The 15,410-nt window shown below is 42.1% G+C and carries 14 protein-coding genes; 6 read left to right on the top strand and 8 right to left on the bottom strand.

Annotated features, from left to right (window positions below; translation table 11 throughout):
* Positions 1-35 precede the first annotated feature (35 nt).
* The 6 genes from blaDIM to IEY03_RS05820 all read left to right on the top strand — a co-directional run bounded on the left by blaDIM (position 36) and on the right by IEY03_RS05820 (position 6,212).
* On the top strand, positions 36-875 hold the full coding sequence (blaDIM, locus tag IEY03_RS05845) for a DIM/SIM/IMP family subclass B1 metallo-beta-lactamase (RefSeq protein ID WP_188840411.1): 840 nt from the start codon (positions 36-38) through the stop codon (positions 873-875).
* A 73-nt stretch (positions 876-948) separates the two neighbouring features.
* Entirely contained in the window at positions 949-1,326 is a 378-nt protein-coding gene (locus tag IEY03_RS05840; protein WP_188840410.1) for a VOC family protein, read from the top strand.
* 345 nt (positions 1,327-1,671) lie between these two features.
* The gene (locus tag IEY03_RS05835) at positions 1,672-2,052 is read left to right on the top strand and encodes a VOC family protein (protein WP_188840409.1); all 381 of its coding nucleotides are present in this window, start codon (positions 1,672-1,674) and stop codon (positions 2,050-2,052) included.
* 173 nt (positions 2,053-2,225) lie between these two features.
* Positions 2,226-3,932 carry an RluA family pseudouridine synthase gene (locus IEY03_RS05830; protein WP_188840408.1) on the top strand — a complete coding sequence of 569 codons (1,707 nt, stop codon included), beginning with the start codon at positions 2,226-2,228 and terminating at the stop codon, positions 3,930-3,932.
* A gap of 326 nt (positions 3,933-4,258) precedes the next feature.
* Positions 4,259-4,681, top strand: coding sequence for a DUF4339 domain-containing protein (locus IEY03_RS05825; protein ID WP_188840407.1), 423 nt, complete (start codon positions 4,259-4,261; stop codon positions 4,679-4,681).
* 61 nt (positions 4,682-4,742) lie between these two features.
* A complete protein-coding gene (locus IEY03_RS05820; protein ID WP_188840406.1) occupies positions 4,743-6,212 on the top strand; it encodes a DUF4339 domain-containing protein in 1,470 nt (489 codons plus the stop codon).
* A 410-nt stretch (positions 6,213-6,622) separates the two neighbouring features.
* Here IEY03_RS05820 and IEY03_RS05815 read toward each other — a convergent pair whose 3' ends face one another.
* From IEY03_RS05815 to IEY03_RS05780, 8 genes are all read right to left on the bottom strand, one after another.
* The gene (locus IEY03_RS05815; RefSeq protein ID WP_188840405.1) at positions 6,623-8,254 is read right to left on the bottom strand and encodes a methyl-accepting chemotaxis protein; all 1,632 of its coding nucleotides are present in this window, start codon (positions 8,252-8,254) and stop codon (positions 6,623-6,625) included.
* 448 nt (positions 8,255-8,702) lie between these two features.
* Positions 8,703-9,332: a cob(I)yrinic acid a,c-diamide adenosyltransferase gene (gene cobO, locus IEY03_RS05810; protein WP_188840404.1), complete on the bottom strand. Its 630-nt coding sequence runs from the start codon at positions 9,330-9,332 to the stop codon at positions 8,703-8,705.
* Positions 9,329-10,849 (bottom strand): cobyric acid synthase, encoded by a 1,521-nt coding sequence (locus IEY03_RS05805; protein WP_229778214.1) that lies wholly within the window; start codon positions 10,847-10,849, stop codon positions 9,329-9,331. Before IEY03_RS05805 ends, cobO begins: the two co-directional genes overlap by 4 nt.
* A gap of 35 nt (positions 10,850-10,884) precedes the next feature.
* The gene (gene cobU, locus IEY03_RS05800) at positions 10,885-11,490 is read right to left on the bottom strand and encodes a bifunctional adenosylcobinamide kinase/adenosylcobinamide-phosphate guanylyltransferase (RefSeq protein WP_188840450.1); all 606 of its coding nucleotides are present in this window, start codon (positions 11,488-11,490) and stop codon (positions 10,885-10,887) included.
* Positions 11,490-12,272 (bottom strand): adenosylcobinamide-GDP ribazoletransferase, encoded by a 783-nt coding sequence (locus IEY03_RS05795; RefSeq protein WP_188840402.1) that lies wholly within the window; start codon positions 12,270-12,272, stop codon positions 11,490-11,492. Before IEY03_RS05795 ends, cobU begins: the two co-directional genes overlap by 1 nt.
* A 7-nt stretch (positions 12,273-12,279) precedes the next feature.
* Entirely contained in the window at positions 12,280-13,326 is a 1,047-nt protein-coding gene (cobT, locus tag IEY03_RS05790; protein ID WP_188840401.1) for a nicotinate-nucleotide--dimethylbenzimidazole phosphoribosyltransferase, read from the bottom strand.
* 49 nt (positions 13,327-13,375) lie between these two features.
* On the bottom strand, positions 13,376-14,452 hold the full coding sequence (locus tag IEY03_RS05785; protein ID WP_188840400.1) for a FecCD family ABC transporter permease: 1,077 nt from the start codon (positions 14,450-14,452) through the stop codon (positions 13,376-13,378).
* Complete coding sequence (locus IEY03_RS05780) at positions 14,449-15,351, bottom strand: ABC transporter ATP-binding protein (RefSeq protein WP_188840399.1); 903 nt, start codon at positions 15,349-15,351, stop codon at positions 14,449-14,451. Before IEY03_RS05780 ends, IEY03_RS05785 begins: the two co-directional genes overlap by 4 nt.
* Positions 15,352-15,410 lie beyond the last annotated feature (59 nt).

Genomic DNA, 15,410 nt, shown 5'->3' with positions numbered 1-15,410 from the left:
TTACCCACCACTGCCAAATGTCATCTGGAATAAATATGAACCTTGCGATATCAATTAGCTTGAAAAGTTTATGTGTGTTGATGTTATTGGTTAACCATACAAACCAAGCACAAACTGTCACACCGAATGCAGATATAAAACAGCTATCAATACCCACTACTGGCTCAAAAAGCCAAATAGCAACTAGCAGTAACCTTGCACGCGAGGCTGAACAGCTGCTTATTACTCAAATTGCCGAGGGGGTTTATCAGCATAGTTCATATTTAAATGTCCCCAATTTTGGTATGGTTGACGCTAATGGCCTAGTCGTTGTGCAAAATAAGCTGGCGTATATCATTGATACACCATGGACTGACAAGGACACAGCAAAGCTACTTGATTGGATAAATCAACAAGGTTTTACCGCGGTAGCCAGTGTTTCAACCCATTCACATCAGGATCGTGCTGGCGGCATTGGCTATTTAAACCGTCAGGGCATTAACACCATAGTCTCTGAAACCACCCAACAAATTTTAGCTAAGGCCCACAAACCCCAAGCACAAAAAATATTCAAAGATAAGCGTTATATTATGCAAACTGATCTTATCGAGGTGTATGACATGGGCGCTGGGCACACCCAAGATAACCTTGTGGTATGGTTACCCAAACAGCAAATACTTTTTGGCGGCTGCCTGATTAAATCACTTAACTCAACAAGCATGGGATATATAGCAGAAGCCGATATGCAAGCTTGGCCATTGACAGTGAAAAAAGTCATCCAACAATTTCCGCATATTAATCAAGTTATTCCAGGCCATGGGGCACTAGGCGATAGCACTTTACTCAATCACACCATAAACCTAATAGAAAAATATAATAGTCAGCAATTACAATAAGTTTTTAACTATACCTGCAGTAAAAACCATTAATAAAATCAACTCGGCAAGAGTTGTTACAAGGAGAGTCACCATGTTTAGTCACGTTATGATCGGTGTTAACGATATTGAAAAATCGAAAAAGTTTTACGATGCTATTTTAGGCGAATTAGGTCACGCACCGGGTACTATCGACGAAAAGGGGCGTTGTTTCTACTTCACCCCTACGGGTATTTTTGCATTAACCAAACCGATTAATGGTGAACCCGCTTGTCACGGTAATGGCACAACCATAGGTTTTGCTGCAGCAACGCCAGAACTTGCCAATGCTTGGGAAGCCGCTGGAGTTAACAATGGCGGCACCGCCTGTGAAGATGCCCCCGGTATTCGTCAAGGCCCAGGCTTTCAATTATACCTAGCCTATTTGCGTGACCCAGATGGTAACAAACTGTGCGCTCTGCACCGAGTATAAAGGCGACTTAATCGCCACTGTGTCTCACTCAATAAATGTTGAGTGAGACACTATTTTGAATAACCCCAATGTTGCCTAAAAGCAATAATTTGCAAACGCTATATTCTCAGACTTAGACTTTGGCTAAGATTTGAATTTGAATTTAAATTCAGTTAAGCACAAAGGTTTAACCTATCAGTCCGCTAACTATTACGCATCCTTAGTCAGTCCTTATTTCCATCACTCCACCATTGATAAGTCATCCCCAAGGCATAATTGTGGCATCAACTCAAAATTGATACATACTTAATGACTTAGATCTAATTGCTTACCCCAGCCCCATTATTTATAAGGAACTTGACCAACATGAGTTTTCAGATTGAAAAAATTGGCCAAATTGCTATTGCCGTTACCGACATCAGTAAATCCGTCGCCTTTTATCGCGATATGCTTGGCTTAAGCTTATTATTTGAAGTCCCATCGGGGTTAGCGTTTTTTAACTGTGGTGAAACACGCTTAATGCTCACCACCTTGCAGGGAAAAAGTGAAGACCATAAAACCTCAGTAATTTATTATCAGATGTCAGATATCCACGACGCCGCAGCCCAACTAAAAGCGAAAGGCATGACCTTTGAACGCGAGCCGCAGCTGGCAGCCAAAATGACCGACCACCATTTATGGATTGGCTTTTTACGAGACCCGGATAACAATTTAATCGGCTTAATGGCTGAACTACCATTGGAGTAAATCCATCTCCCCTTGCGCCAACCTTATAGGGTGTTGCAGCAACGTCACTCAGATAGCCATAGGATGTCATCAGCATTTGAAGCGAACGCATAAATAACCTCAGTTAATGATGCATCCCCTAAACCAACAAGGTAAAATGCCAGTCCTTTTTATGCTGTGAGTGGCCTTTTACCATGTCTGATATCGATCCCTGCTTTATTCAATTCAGTGACAGTATTGCCCAACACAGTTTACCAGCCTCTTTTACATTTCCGTTTTACTACCAGCCACACCCAATATGTTTACAAGCCGCACAGCAATTACAGCAAGAGTTATTAATAAAAAATCCTTGGCAGCATAACTTTGGTTTAGACCCTGAAAATGATCGTGGCATGATCATTGGAAAAATGTTTGGGGTGTTAGTGGTAAAAGATCAACAGGGAAAAGTGGGGTTTTTAGCGGCATTTTCAGGCAAGCTTGCCGATCAAAATATTCTGCCACCTTTTGTGCCACCTGTTTTTGATATGCTGACAAAAGACAGTTTCTTTAGCGCAGAAAACAAACAAATTAATGATATCAATCAGTCAATTATTCAGCATGAATCTGAACCAGAATTGGCACTTTTACAAAACTTGCTCGCGAAGCAACAGCAACAGGCTGATACGGCATTAGCTTTATTACGTTCAAGCATAATCGAAAACCGTAAACACAGAAAAGATCAACGCGAACAAGCCTATATCGATTTAACTGAGGGTAAGCTCAGTGCTGAAGCATTTAAAAGCTTGTCAATTGAGCTTAGCCGTCAAAGTGTGCAGCAAAAATATCAATTAGCCGAGTTAAAACAACACTGGATGGCAAAAATTGAGCACACACAACGACAAGTCGATAAGCACCTGCATCAGATTAAACAACTTAAAAAACACCGTAAGCAACTGTCTAACCAATTACAACAGAAGCTGTTCAATCAATACCAGTTTTTAAACATTACCGGGCTTACCCGTGATTTAAATAGCCTATTTTTTGATGCGCCAAATCATCTGTCACCCGCGGGGGCTGGAGAATGTGCCGCCCCCAAATTATTGCAATATGCTTTTAAGCAGCAATTAACCCCGATAGCCATGGCTGAGTTTTGGTGGGGACAATCCCCCAAGTCAGAGATCAAACAACATCAAAATTACTACCCTGCATGCCACAGTAAATGCCGGCCAATTTTGGGGCATATGTTATCCGATATGCAGGTCGACCCAGACCCATTAATCATCAACACCGCTGAAGATAAACACATAGACATTGTTTATCAGGATGCGGATTTTGCCATCATTAATAAGCCAGCTGAAATGCTATCTGTTGCGGGTAAAAATGTCACCGACTCGGTGCAAACCCGTATGCAGCAACGTTTCCCACAAGCGACAGGGCCTTTGATCGTGCATCGGCTTGATATGTCGACATCAGGCTTAATGGTCATCGCATTAACAAAAGAAGCGAATAAAGCCTTACAACAGCAATTTATCAATCGTACTGTGACAAAACGCTATATCGCCCTAGTAGCGGGTAGGCCTAGCCAAAAACAAGGCCGCATCACTTTACCGCTGCGTGTCGACTTAAATGATCGACCAAAGCAATTAGTGTGTTATGAGCATGGAAAAAATGCTGAAACCTTCTGGGAAGTTTATAAAAGCAAAGGTGAAACCACCCTATTACACCTCTATCCTAAAACCGGCCGTACCCATCAACTTAGGGTGCATTGTGCGCATCATTTGGGCTTAGGTTTACCGATCGTGGGGGATGATTTGTATGGTCAGCAAGCCAAGCGGTTACACCTGCATGCGGCCTATATTGGTTTTATCCACCCCTCTAGCGGCCAATGGGTTGAGTTTACTGTGCTAGCGGATTTTGAATAAGCAAATTCAAAAACAACACTGAATGCCACTTATTCTACTCGGCTAAAAATCAATCAAATCTTACTTTTATAAAAGAGTGTTAAATTCAGCTGACACTTTGAAAGGATCGATCATTGATTAATAGTGGTCATGTTAAAAAATATAGGTTAATGTAAGCAAATATTTATAATTTTACTGCTACGCCAATGATTTTTTTTGCTTAAAAAATCAACAAAAAAATGAGGTGATTTGAATAAAAACACCTTAAATGCAGTAACAAAAAACAGCTAAGACCCTGATTAACATATAATTATAAGCTTAACACTATTAAGGATAAGAGTGGAACTATGAAAGAGTGGTATTTCTCAAATAATGGTGAAGTTAGCGGACCTTTAGGTCTGGCAGAGTCCAACAAGTTTATCGAAAAAAATCCGCATACCTATGCTTGGCATCCTTCTTATGCGCAATGGATACCGGTGAGCCACGTTGATGAGTTTGATATTGTTATCACACCACCACCGCCTCCCCAAGCGATCCCTAAAAAACTAGTTGAGCGTTTTATTGCTAAAGAACAAGAGCTTAATACTGAATTAAGCCGCATTGAAACCACATTAAAAGCCATTACAAGTGCTTTTGCTGATTTTGATCGCGATACCAATAAAACCAAAACGGTCACCCAGAATTTGAATCAAGAAGTGAAAGCAACAATTCGCAGTGTAAATGAACAGTATGAAGCTTTACAACGTAAGCTGGCTGGCGTAGCGAATTAATGTTTTTGATCTGATTGCGATCACAACCACTGTTGATAACGACTAAATAAGAATGATAACTATGAAAAAATGGTTTTTTTCACATGATGGCGATGTTTCAGGGCCATTAACTCAAAGTGAGGCTATTGCATTTTTACAAAATGAGCCTGACTGCTATGGCTGGCACCCTTCATTTACCCAATGGCTACCGGTTAGCCACATTGGCGAGTTTGCGGGCGTTGTTCCGCCGCCAACATCACCAGCTGAAATTCCTACCGAATTGATTAATGAATTCAATACCAAACGTAATGAACTACATGAAAAAATCAATGAGATGGATGAGTCTGTAAAGTATTCTAAAACATATCTTTATGAGCTAGAACAAGAGATTAATATCTACAAGCGCCTTACTAGCAAGCTAAGTGATGATGTGAAAAACAACATCAATACCATTGAAAACAAGTACGAAGGCTATCAAAAGATATTAGAAGAATTGGTTGATGCCGTTAGCATTGCCAAATCTGAAATCACCGAAGTGACCAGCGAGTTTGACAAGCGTGTTGTTGAGCGAGCACAAGATCAAGCATCTGTTCCTACGCCTCCTCAAGCGATATTAGACAGCACACCTAATGTATCTTTAGACCCTGTTGTTGCTAAACCTACTTCTGAACCTATCGCTGCGTCTTTAGATCCTGTTGTGACTAAACCTGCTCATGATCCTATATCTGCGTCTTTAGATCCTGTAGCCACAAAATCACTTTCTGAGGCTATAACATCATCTTTAGATCCTGTAGCCACAAAATCACTTTCTGAGGCTATAACATCATCTTTAGATCCTGTAGCCACAAAATCGCTTTCTGAGGCTATAACATCATCTTTAGATCCTGTAGCAACAAAATCGCTATCTCTAGATCCGATAGCAACGCCAAGATCTGCATTAGATCCAATAGCTAGCCCAAGTTTGAGCCTAGATCCCATTCCGACAAAATCGCTATCTTTAGATCCCGTTGCCGTTAAAGCAACAAACTTAGATAACGTCGCCGAAATCAGACCAAGAACTGCATCTTTAGACCCACAGCCTATTCGTCCTTCAGCAAGCTTAGATAATGTTGCAGTGCGCTTAAAGCCGGGGGAATCGATTGATGACATCGCGCCAAAAAAGTCGCAAGAGAAAATTGATAATATTCAATTTTCTGAAGAACTTAAAAACAATATAGAACAAAAACTGGAAAAAGTTTTTGAAGAAAGCCCTGCTGTGCCGACTGAAAAAACCAGCAAAAAATCTGATACTGAAAAAACCAAAACAGAAGCACCGGCAAAGCTACAAGGTGTCACCAGCATTTTGAAATCAGTATTCAGAGGCGACAAGAAAGTTGAACCTAAGCAAGAAGTAAAATTGGATTCTCCAGTTACTTTAGCCCACAGTAACGACAACTTAGATGATGATCACGACGAACATGACGATCACCATGAAGAGAAAAATGGCACCACAGGTGATACCTCAGCCGACAAAGAAGGCCGTATGCGCCGTCGTAGTAGAAGACGCCGCTAGGCTGTTAAAATAAAAATGAAAGGCCAACTTAATCTAAGTTGGCCTTTTTATTGGGTGAAACACATTCACTTATTGCTGCAAAGATAAACAGATAAATCAAATATTCAAGCACAGGCAACTAACGATTTTTATAAAAGATCACATTGCATATTTATTATGCTAATAACCTCAAATCGGATTAATAGATGAATAAACCATATTTAAAAACACTATTAATCAATAGACTTACAGTAAAACTTAAACTTTGCACTGATAACAAGTCGAAGTTAGGCGTCATTAGTTAGTCTATCGCAGGTAATTTCAACCAAAACATCGGTATAACCAGTTGTTTTATATTCATTTATAATCAAGATTTTAGATTAAAGAATGACAAATCAACAACTCACAACAATAACGTGGTAACACTATATTTAGGCAACTTTAAAACGAGATACCTCGCGTTGTAGTTTATTGCATATTGTTCGAGTTGCTTTCACAATCGATTGGGTTTCATTAATCACATCATGGCAATGTATCGTTTTGTCCGAAAGTTCAGTGAGATTACGGTTAATTTCCTCAGATACATGAGTTTGCTCCTCGGTTGCTGTGGCTGTTTGACTCGACATATCACTCACTCTAGATGTTGAAGATAAAATCTCATCCAAAGCGGTTTGTGTTTGTGCTGTTAGTGCAACTGTTGAGTCAGTTAATGCCGCCCCAGCTTCGATGGTTTTGACAGCATCAGAAACCCCTTGCTGCAATATCTCAATCATTTTTTGAATATCTTGGGTGGAAGTTTCCGTTCTGCTGGCTAAGGTTCTCACTTCATCAGCTACAACAGCAAACCCTCGGCCTTGTTCGCCAGCCCTTGCTGCTTCGATCGCTGCGTTCAAAGCCAATAGGTTTGTTTGCTCAGCAATACCGCGTATGACATCCAGTACAGAAGCAATACTAGATGAGTTTTCTGATAATTTTTCTATCACTTTTACCGCTTGGCTAACTGAAGAGGAAAGCTCATCAATTTGATCAATCGATAATCCTAAGACTCTTTTCCCTTCGATAGTTTGATCGTTAACCTTATTGATTTCAGTCGCTGTGTCCATTGCATTTGATGCCACTTCTCTTACTGCTGCACTCATCTCATTCACAGCTGTAACAATGGTTTCCACAAATTGCGATTGATCTGTACTAATATCTAATGTCTCGCTAGATTTTTGGGATAGTTTTTCGACGGAAAGATTCACTTCATTGGAGTGCGAGTTAATACTGATTATCATGTTTTGTAATTGCTCAACAAACAGATTAAATGCTCTTGCTAAACTACTAATTTCATCCTCTCGACTAATTTTGATCCGCTGCGTGAGGTTGCCATCACCATTTGCAATATCATTAATTCTGTGGGTAATGTCATTAATCGCATCCACAATAGTTTTCGGGCCATAATAGGCTACAACTAACGCGAAAATCACCACAATCAATGAGATAACAATCGACATAGTGTTCTCAGTTGCCGTACGTTCGCTGATTATGTCATCAAGCTCTTTAACCCTATTGTCAGCGGCTTCACCTGCGGCGTTATAAATATCTCTTAAGGTGCCAAACTCTTTTTCTGCAACCTCATTATGAATTTTTTTGGCATTGACAAAGTCTTGCTTTTTAACGGCTTCAATGACACGGCTTGAAGCTTGATACCAAGTAGTAAATTGTCTGTCGAAATCCTTGGTGGCACCTGTGACCATGGGGTGGCCGGTTAACAGTTGTCTAAATTGCAACATTCTGTCTTTAGCCTGATCAACATTATCTTGCCAATTTTGTATTTCTTTTTGTCGTTGACTATCACTCAGATCTTTATCCAGCAAACTTACTGCACTTAATTGTGCCTGATATAAATCTCTATCAGCGTTCAAAATCGCAGAAGTGGCCGGATTGAACTGTTGGCTGAACTCTTGTAACTGCGCTAATGTGTTATTGATTCTGCTAGCATCAAATATCGTCACTGAAATTAACACAATGACAATGGCTATAAACATTAACGAGAACTTGATACGGATACTTTTAAACATGGCGGCTCCTTTTTTTTAAGCTTAGACACCAAATCATAAATAGCGAGTTTATGAAAAAGATACTCAATTAATCTTCAGCTTTACTTGAGGGAAAATCATTATTTAGTCTAGTCGCCAATAGTCTTTCAGTCGGCATTTTATTATTCAAAAAATAAGTAGTGCAGAGTAAAGTGGTCAAGCCCATCCTTATTTAAACAAGGCGGTTATTTTAAATTTGAATGAATTGATGTGGTCAAATATCGACAACCTAAGCTGTTAAGATCTTGAAAATGTTTTTGTGCTTAGACAAGCATACGTTAGCTGGGTGGGAGTTAGTTGTGATGAACTTGAATCTGTCGTTAATATCTGTCTCTACAAATCAAAATGCAGCAGAAAGTAGTGAATTGGATTTGCGCCAATAAATAATGCCGCTAGAAGCATATTATGCTTTTAGCGACAAATAATAAGATTAATAATCAAACCCTAACTGGGCTTTGATACCTGCATTAAACGCGTGTTTGATGGGTTGCACTTCGCTGACGGTATCCGCAAGCTCAATAATTTCTCGATGACAAGCTCGGCCGGTAATAATCACATGTTGCATTGCGGGTCTGTTTTTTAAAGCCGTTAATACGCGTTCAAGTTCAATATAATGGTAGCTAACCATGTAAGTTAATTCATCTAACAACAATAAGTTAACTGACTCATCCTGCAATAGTTTCTCGGCGTGTTCCCAGGCTTCCATGGCCGCTTTAGTGTCTTTTTCTTTGTCTTGGGTTTCCCAGGTAAAACCTGTGCCCATGACATGAAATTCAACACCTGCCCCTTCCAGTAAATTACGTTCACCACAAGCCCAAGTGCCTTTGATAAACTGCACCACAGCAGCTTTTTGACCATGGCCGACGGCGCGAGCAACCGAGCCAAAACCTGAGGTTGACTTGCCCTTACCGTTACCCGTTAACACCAGTAAAATACCTTTTTCTTCCTGTGCTGCGGCAATCTTTGCATCCACACCTTGTTTTACTTTTTGTTGGCGAGCCTTATGACGTTGGGCTTTTTGTTCGTCAATGTGGTTTTCGTCTTTGTTGCTATCCATCATCCAATCACTCCTATTAACTTTTTCAAATCTAAATGTTCTTCAAGTACATCGGCTAGGCGGTTCAATTGTTGTTCGCGGATTTGGTTGATGTCGATAACTTGAGCTTGCTCAAGCCCTGCCCAATCTAAAAGCAGCTGGCACGCTGATGGGTTATCTAATAATCCATGAATATAGGTACCGAGGATCCGATTATCTTGGCTTACTTGCCCATCGTTTTGCCCCGTAGGCGTTGAAATAGTGACGGGGTGAGTCACGGTTGTCGCGGTAAAATTTGATATCCCACAATGAATTTCATAGCCGTCAAAACGCACCTGTTGTTGATTAAGTTGTAACTGGCCGCTCACCTGAGTAAGCACTTTTTTGGCTGTCAATTCGGTAACGATATCTAATAGGCCTAACCCTGGAGTGCTGCCAGCGACATCTTCAATACCTAAGGGATCAGCAATCATTTTCCCAAGCATTTGATAACCACCGCAAATCCCCATCACTTTGCCGCCATAGCGTAAATGCTTAAAAATGGCTTTATCCCAGCCCTGTTGCCGCATGAAATTCAGATCTGCACGTACATTTTTACTGCCAGGTAGAATGATTAAATCGGCAGCAGGAAAGGGTTTATGTTGTTCCGCCATACTGATATATCGAAACTCCACCTGAGGGTGCAGCCTTAACGGATCAAAATCAGTATGATTACTGATCCGCGGAAACACTAACACTAAAACCACCAGCTTTTGTTGTGAAGCATTGCACTGGGTTGAAGCAGGTGATGCGATTAAACTGTCTTCGGCGTCTAAATGTAGATCGTGTAAATAAGGCAAGACTCCTAGCACCGGTTTTTGGGTATAGTTTTCTAGCCAATCTATGCCAGATTGCAGTAGGCTGATATCTCCCCTAAAACGGTTTATCACAAATCCTTTTACCCTAGCTTGTTCTGACGGACTTAATAAAGCCAGTGTACCCACAAGGTGGGCAAATACGCCGCCTTTATCAATATCGGCAATAATAATCACCGGACAATCGGCCTCTTCAGCAAACCCCATATTGGCGATATCACCTTGGCGTAAATTGATTTCTGCCGGGCTGCCTGCACCTTCAATAATCACCAAATCATACCTTTGCTGTAGGCGATTAAAGGATGTCATAACGGCATTAAGCGCCATGGTCTTATAACCTTGACTTTGGGGCCCGAAAAAAGCTTTAGCTTCAAGGTTGGTTAACGCTTTACCGTGAATAATCACTTGCGCACCTGTGTCTGAGCTAGGCTTGAGCAATACAGGATTAAAATCGGTATGGGGTTTAAGATGACATGCCACCGCCTGCAGCGCTTGGGCTCGGCCAATTTCCCCGCCATCTTCGGTGACAGCGCTGTTTAATGCCATATTCTGTGGTTTAAATGGCGCAACATTAATGCCTTTACGCGCAAACAACCGACACAACCCCGCGACTAAGGTACTTTTTCCTGCATCGGAGGTGGTGCCTTGCACCATTAAGCTGCCTTGCAATCGGCTAAATTGAGTCATTAAAGTAATATTTGATACTTGAGGGTTATTTATGATCATGAATTGATAGCTGTTTTTAACATAAGTGGTAATCCTGCCACGACAAGACTAACCTCATCCGCCAGCGCGGCAATTGCTTGATTTAGCCATCCGGCTTGATCGACAAACTCTCTACTCAGTTCGCCCATAGGCACAATACCTGAGCCCACTTCGTTACTGACCAAAACCACATGTGATTTAAGTGTCGGCAATACCGCTAGAAGATGATTTTTTTCTGTTTGCCAGTCGTGAGAGGCTAAATTTGTTGCCGACATTCTGCGCAAGGTTTCAGCTGTGGTATTGAGACTAGCGCGCAATAGGTGATTGGTTAAGTAGAGGGTTAGGCAATCAACCAGAATAACTTGATTAGCTTTATCTATTCGCGTTAAACACTCGGCTAATGCCAATGGTGTCTCTAAAGTTATCCAGGCTAAAGCACTGGTTCTTCTATCGCCTTGATGACGAGCAATTCTGTTTGCCATCTCGTCATCATTGCCTATGGTGGCGGTTGCAATGTACACAGGGGGGCAAGCTTGGGGGATTGAGGCTGTCATCTGGGCGACCCAGTTTTCAGCAAATCGGCTTTTACCGCTTCTGGCGCCCCCAAGCACTAAATGGATCATTAACTTAATCCAACCACCAAGATTACCAGGTAACATACTATTTCACTGACTTGTTGCGCAGCACCCAAAGTATCACCGGTATAGCCACCAATTTGTCGCCTAAATAAGCTGCCCAATAAAAACCTGACACACCACAGAATAATAAACAAAGCAAAAGCGGCCACGCCGTTTAACCAGAGTAAAACAAACAAACCGCTGGCTAATAAAATTAACAGATCATTAAATGATTGTTGCTGTGCTAATGGTTTAGATTTACCGCTGTCATCACGGACATATTTTTCACTAAAAATTAGGCTCGCGGCTAACACACGACTTAATGTATGCGCCACCACAAAACCGCTAATGGCTGCCATTGGGCTGTATAACGCCAACTCAACCAACAACTGCCACTTTAATAATAATGCTAAACCAATGGCTAATGCACCATAGCTGCCAAGACGTGAGTCTTTCATAATGCGCAGCTTATCTTCAACGCTCCAGCCGCCACCAAAGCCATCGGCGGTATCCGCTAAGCCATCTTCATGGAAAGCACCTGTTGCTAACACTCCGGCAACCATGGCTAGTAGCACAGCAATATTGGCTGGCAGCACCAACTGAGCTAGCCAAAAAATTAACCCGCTGATTAAGCCAATAGCTAATCCTACTACCCCAAAATATCGGCTTGATTGATTGAGTTTTTCAGCATCAATGACCACCCAAGATGGAATGGGCAGGCGCGTAAAAAAGCTCAACGCGACAAAAAATAAATTTAACTGTCTTAAACCACGGTATAGATTGAACATACTTTCCTTAGACCACATTCTCGACGCCAGCATCTTCAAAGCTGGCCATCTCATTATAAAAATTCACTGCGGCTTGAACTATTGGTAACGCTAATGCGGCTCCGGTTCCTTCACCTAGGCGTAAGCCCAAAGATAAAATTGGCTGTGCCCCTAGATGGCTTAACATCAATTTATGCCCCTGCTCTTCCGACTCATGGGCAAACACTAAATAGTCTCTTGCTGCAGGGTGTAATCTTACAGCGACAAGAGCCGCTGCGGTAGAGATAAACCCATCTATTAACACTAATATTTTCTGTTCTGCTGCGGCTAAAATTGCCCCCGTCATTTGCACAATTTCAAAGCCACCTAAATAAGCCAATATATGCACTGGCGAAGTCAATTTGGGTCGATGTAATTTCAATGCTTCATTAAGCAACGCTGTTTTCAAAGCCAAGGTTTTATCATCTATGCCAGTACCTCTGCCGACACAACTAGTCACGTCAAGCTCCAACAAAGCAGCCATAATTGCAGCCGCTGAAGAGGTGTTACCTATCCCCATTTCACCTAACGCGATAAGGTTACACCCCGACAATACATGACGTTCAACAACTTCATGAGCCGCCTCAAAACCTTGTTTAACTTGCTCAAGGCTCATTGCTGGCGCTAGATGCATTGCCGCAGTACCATTACCCAATCTGTGTTCAGTAATACCATCCAAGCCTAACGGAGCAAGTATTCCAGCATCTATCACTTCCAGATTAAAACCCATTTGACGGCAGAACACATTAACCGCTGCGCCACCGTTAACAAAATTCGCGACCATTTGGCTGGTGACTTCACTTGGCGCAATCGACACACCATATTGCGCGATGCCATGGTCAGCTGCAAACACCAGTAATCCTGGCTGAGTTATATGCAGTTTTTTAGCCTTTGGATCACGTGATAACTGAACTTGTGCAACCTGTTTAGCCAATAACTCCAACTGACCTAGCGCACCTTTAGGTTTGGTTTTTTGATCAATTTTATGCTGGATGATGTCGTCGAATTTATGACTAACGTGGTCAACTGCAAACATAAACGCTCCACAAAGATAACAATGACAAAGAAATTAACAACACAGGCATTTAACGCCGATGTCTTAAGATAAATAAGAAGAACACGCTGCCTATTGCCGCTGTGATAATACCGACAGGTAACTCCTGATTACCTAATACGCAGCGCGCCACAACATCAATCCACACCATAAATAACCCACCCACAATGGCGGTCACTATCATAGGCTGACGTCCAGGAAACAGTAGGCGAACACAATGGGGGATCATCAACCCTACAAAGCCAATTCCGCCACAACTAGCCACTAATACCGCGGTAATTAACGAGCACAGCAACAGCATATTAAGACGTAATTTAGCCACATTGACCCCTAGGGTATGGGCTGTTTCATCTCCCGCTTGCAGTGCTACAATTTGGCGTTTAAAAACAACAATCACCGCTAAACTGCCTAGCACAATAACACTGGGGAGAATCACCCCAACCCAGTTAGCTTTAGCAAAGCTACCTAATGACCAAAACAGTACTGATGCCGTGGCTTGTGGGTTTGAAAAATACAGTAATAAACTGGTCAGTGCCCCGAATAAAAACGAGGTTGCCACACCCGATAACAACATGCGTTCAACCTGGCTGCTTCGTCCTAAACCTGACAAACTCAACACCAACAATACCGATAAACAGGCCCCAGCAAATGCCCCTACGGGTAATAACAAGTTTTGCCAACTCCACCAATCAAGTCGCCCAGAAGACATGGCCGTTACCTGAATTTGATCGAACAGCCCACTGGACAAAAAGCTGAATACTAATACCGCGCCAAAAGAGGCTCCGGAACTAATACCAAACAAATAGGGATCAGCCAACGGATTACGGGTAACAGTTTGTAACACGCTACCCGCTAGCGCCAAGCCTGCTCCGGCAATAAACGCAAGCACAATGCGCGGAAAACGCAGCTCAAATACGATCCGTTCGGTTATGCCAGATGATTGCGCGCTCTCTTGCCAAGGAAGATGCTGCATTAGGGCCTGAAGCACATCATTAAAGCTGATATTCGCAGCGCCAAAACTTGCCGCTGCAATAGGGCTTAATGTGGCAAACAAGGCTAAAAAACATAGAAATAGTCGATACCTGTATTGATCTTTAACTGGGCTCATGACTGAACCTCAATATCACACAAAGATGAATGTTGTTCGGCTTTAGGGCTCGGCTTATATGGCGAATGAGGTAAAGGTTGCGACATATAACCGTAAAAGTAATTCACTAAGGGTTTAGCATGTTGCGGATGCGGCTTGACCTCACAACATACCTCAAATACCTCACCAATTTGTGCCTCTGTGAGTACCGCGCTAGGCGTGCCTTGAGCCACCAGCTGGCCTTTATTGAGCAATACCAAAGTATCACACATAGCGCTGGCTAAATTTAAATCATGGATAGAGGCGATAACGGTAATGCCTAAGCTTTTGACCAACTCTAGAATTTGGATCTGGTAACGAATATCTAAATGATTTGTGGGCTCATCAAGTATCAATAATTTAGGACGTTGCACTATGGCTCTGGCGATTAATGCGCGCTGTTTTTCACCTCCTGACAATTGACTGTATTGCAAAAAGGCCTTGTCGGTTAAACCCACTTTTTGAATGGCATCGTTTATCAGTTGATTATCAGCGGTGGTGTGGCCATCGAACATGCCTTTGTGCGGCGTTAACCCCATGGCCACCAGCTGGCTGGTATTCATATCAAAAAATTGTAGCGTGTCTTGCTGTACTACGGCAACTTGGGTAGCAAATGCCTTGGCGCTAAATTGGTTAATATCTTGATCAAACAGGCGGATTTGCCCATGTGTGGGAGTGATATAACGATAAAGACATCGAAGTAAACTCGACTTACCCGCACCATTTGGCCCTATCACCCCGAGCATTTGCTTTTTGTGAAGCGCAAAGGAAATATCCGCTAAGATAGCGGCATCGTCAACATGCCAACTAATACCATTAACAGACAAGGCTAGATTATCAGAGTGAGATGTTACGATAACGGCATCAATACTTGAAGACATCAAACATCGCCTCCCAAATATAGCCTTGCAGCTAGATAAATAAGACCACCTATAGCAAG

The organism is Shewanella aestuarii (assembly GCF_014647215.1).
GTDB lineage: Bacteria > Pseudomonadota > Gammaproteobacteria > Enterobacterales > Shewanellaceae > Shewanella > Shewanella aestuarii.
Note: the sequence above shows the minus strand (reverse complement) of the source record. Positions and strands in the feature narration are given on the sequence as shown.

Excerpts from the sequence above, each read along its gene's own strand:
- cobT (WP_188840401.1), bottom strand. The coding sequence starts at position 13,326 with ATGTTTGCAGTTGACCACGTTAGTCATAAATTCGACGACATCATCCAG.
- IEY03_RS05815 (WP_188840405.1), bottom strand. The coding sequence starts at position 8,254 with ATGTTTAAAAGTATCCGTATCAAGTTCTCGTTAATGTTTATAGCCATT.
- IEY03_RS05780 (WP_188840399.1), bottom strand. The coding sequence starts at position 15,351 with ATGTCTTCAAGTATTGATGCCGTTATCGTAACATCTCACTCTGATAAT.
- blaDIM (WP_188840411.1), top strand. The coding sequence starts at position 36 with ATGAACCTTGCGATATCAATTAGCTTGAAAAGTTTATGTGTGTTGATG.
- IEY03_RS05835 (WP_188840409.1), top strand. The coding sequence starts at position 1,672 with ATGAGTTTTCAGATTGAAAAAATTGGCCAAATTGCTATTGCCGTTACC.
- IEY03_RS05820 (WP_188840406.1), top strand. The coding sequence starts at position 4,743 with ATGAAAAAATGGTTTTTTTCACATGATGGCGATGTTTCAGGGCCATTA.
- IEY03_RS05795 (WP_188840402.1), bottom strand. The coding sequence starts at position 12,272 with ATGTTCAATCTATACCGTGGTTTAAGACAGTTAAATTTATTTTTTGTC.
- IEY03_RS05830 (WP_188840408.1), top strand. The coding sequence starts at position 2,226 with ATGTCTGATATCGATCCCTGCTTTATTCAATTCAGTGACAGTATTGCC.
- IEY03_RS05825 (WP_188840407.1), top strand. The coding sequence starts at position 4,259 with ATGAAAGAGTGGTATTTCTCAAATAATGGTGAAGTTAGCGGACCTTTA.
- cobU (WP_188840450.1), bottom strand. The coding sequence starts at position 11,490 with ATGATCCATTTAGTGCTTGGGGGCGCCAGAAGCGGTAAAAGCCGATTT.
- IEY03_RS05805 (WP_229778214.1), bottom strand. The coding sequence starts at position 10,849 with ATGACTCAATTTAGCCGATTGCAAGGCAGCTTAATGGTGCAAGGCACC.
- IEY03_RS05840 (WP_188840410.1), top strand. The coding sequence starts at position 949 with ATGTTTAGTCACGTTATGATCGGTGTTAACGATATTGAAAAATCGAAA.
- cobO (WP_188840404.1), bottom strand. The coding sequence starts at position 9,332 with ATGATGGATAGCAACAAAGACGAAAACCACATTGACGAACAAAAAGCC.
- IEY03_RS05785 (WP_188840400.1), bottom strand. The coding sequence starts at position 14,452 with ATGAGCCCAGTTAAAGATCAATACAGGTATCGACTATTTCTATGTTTT.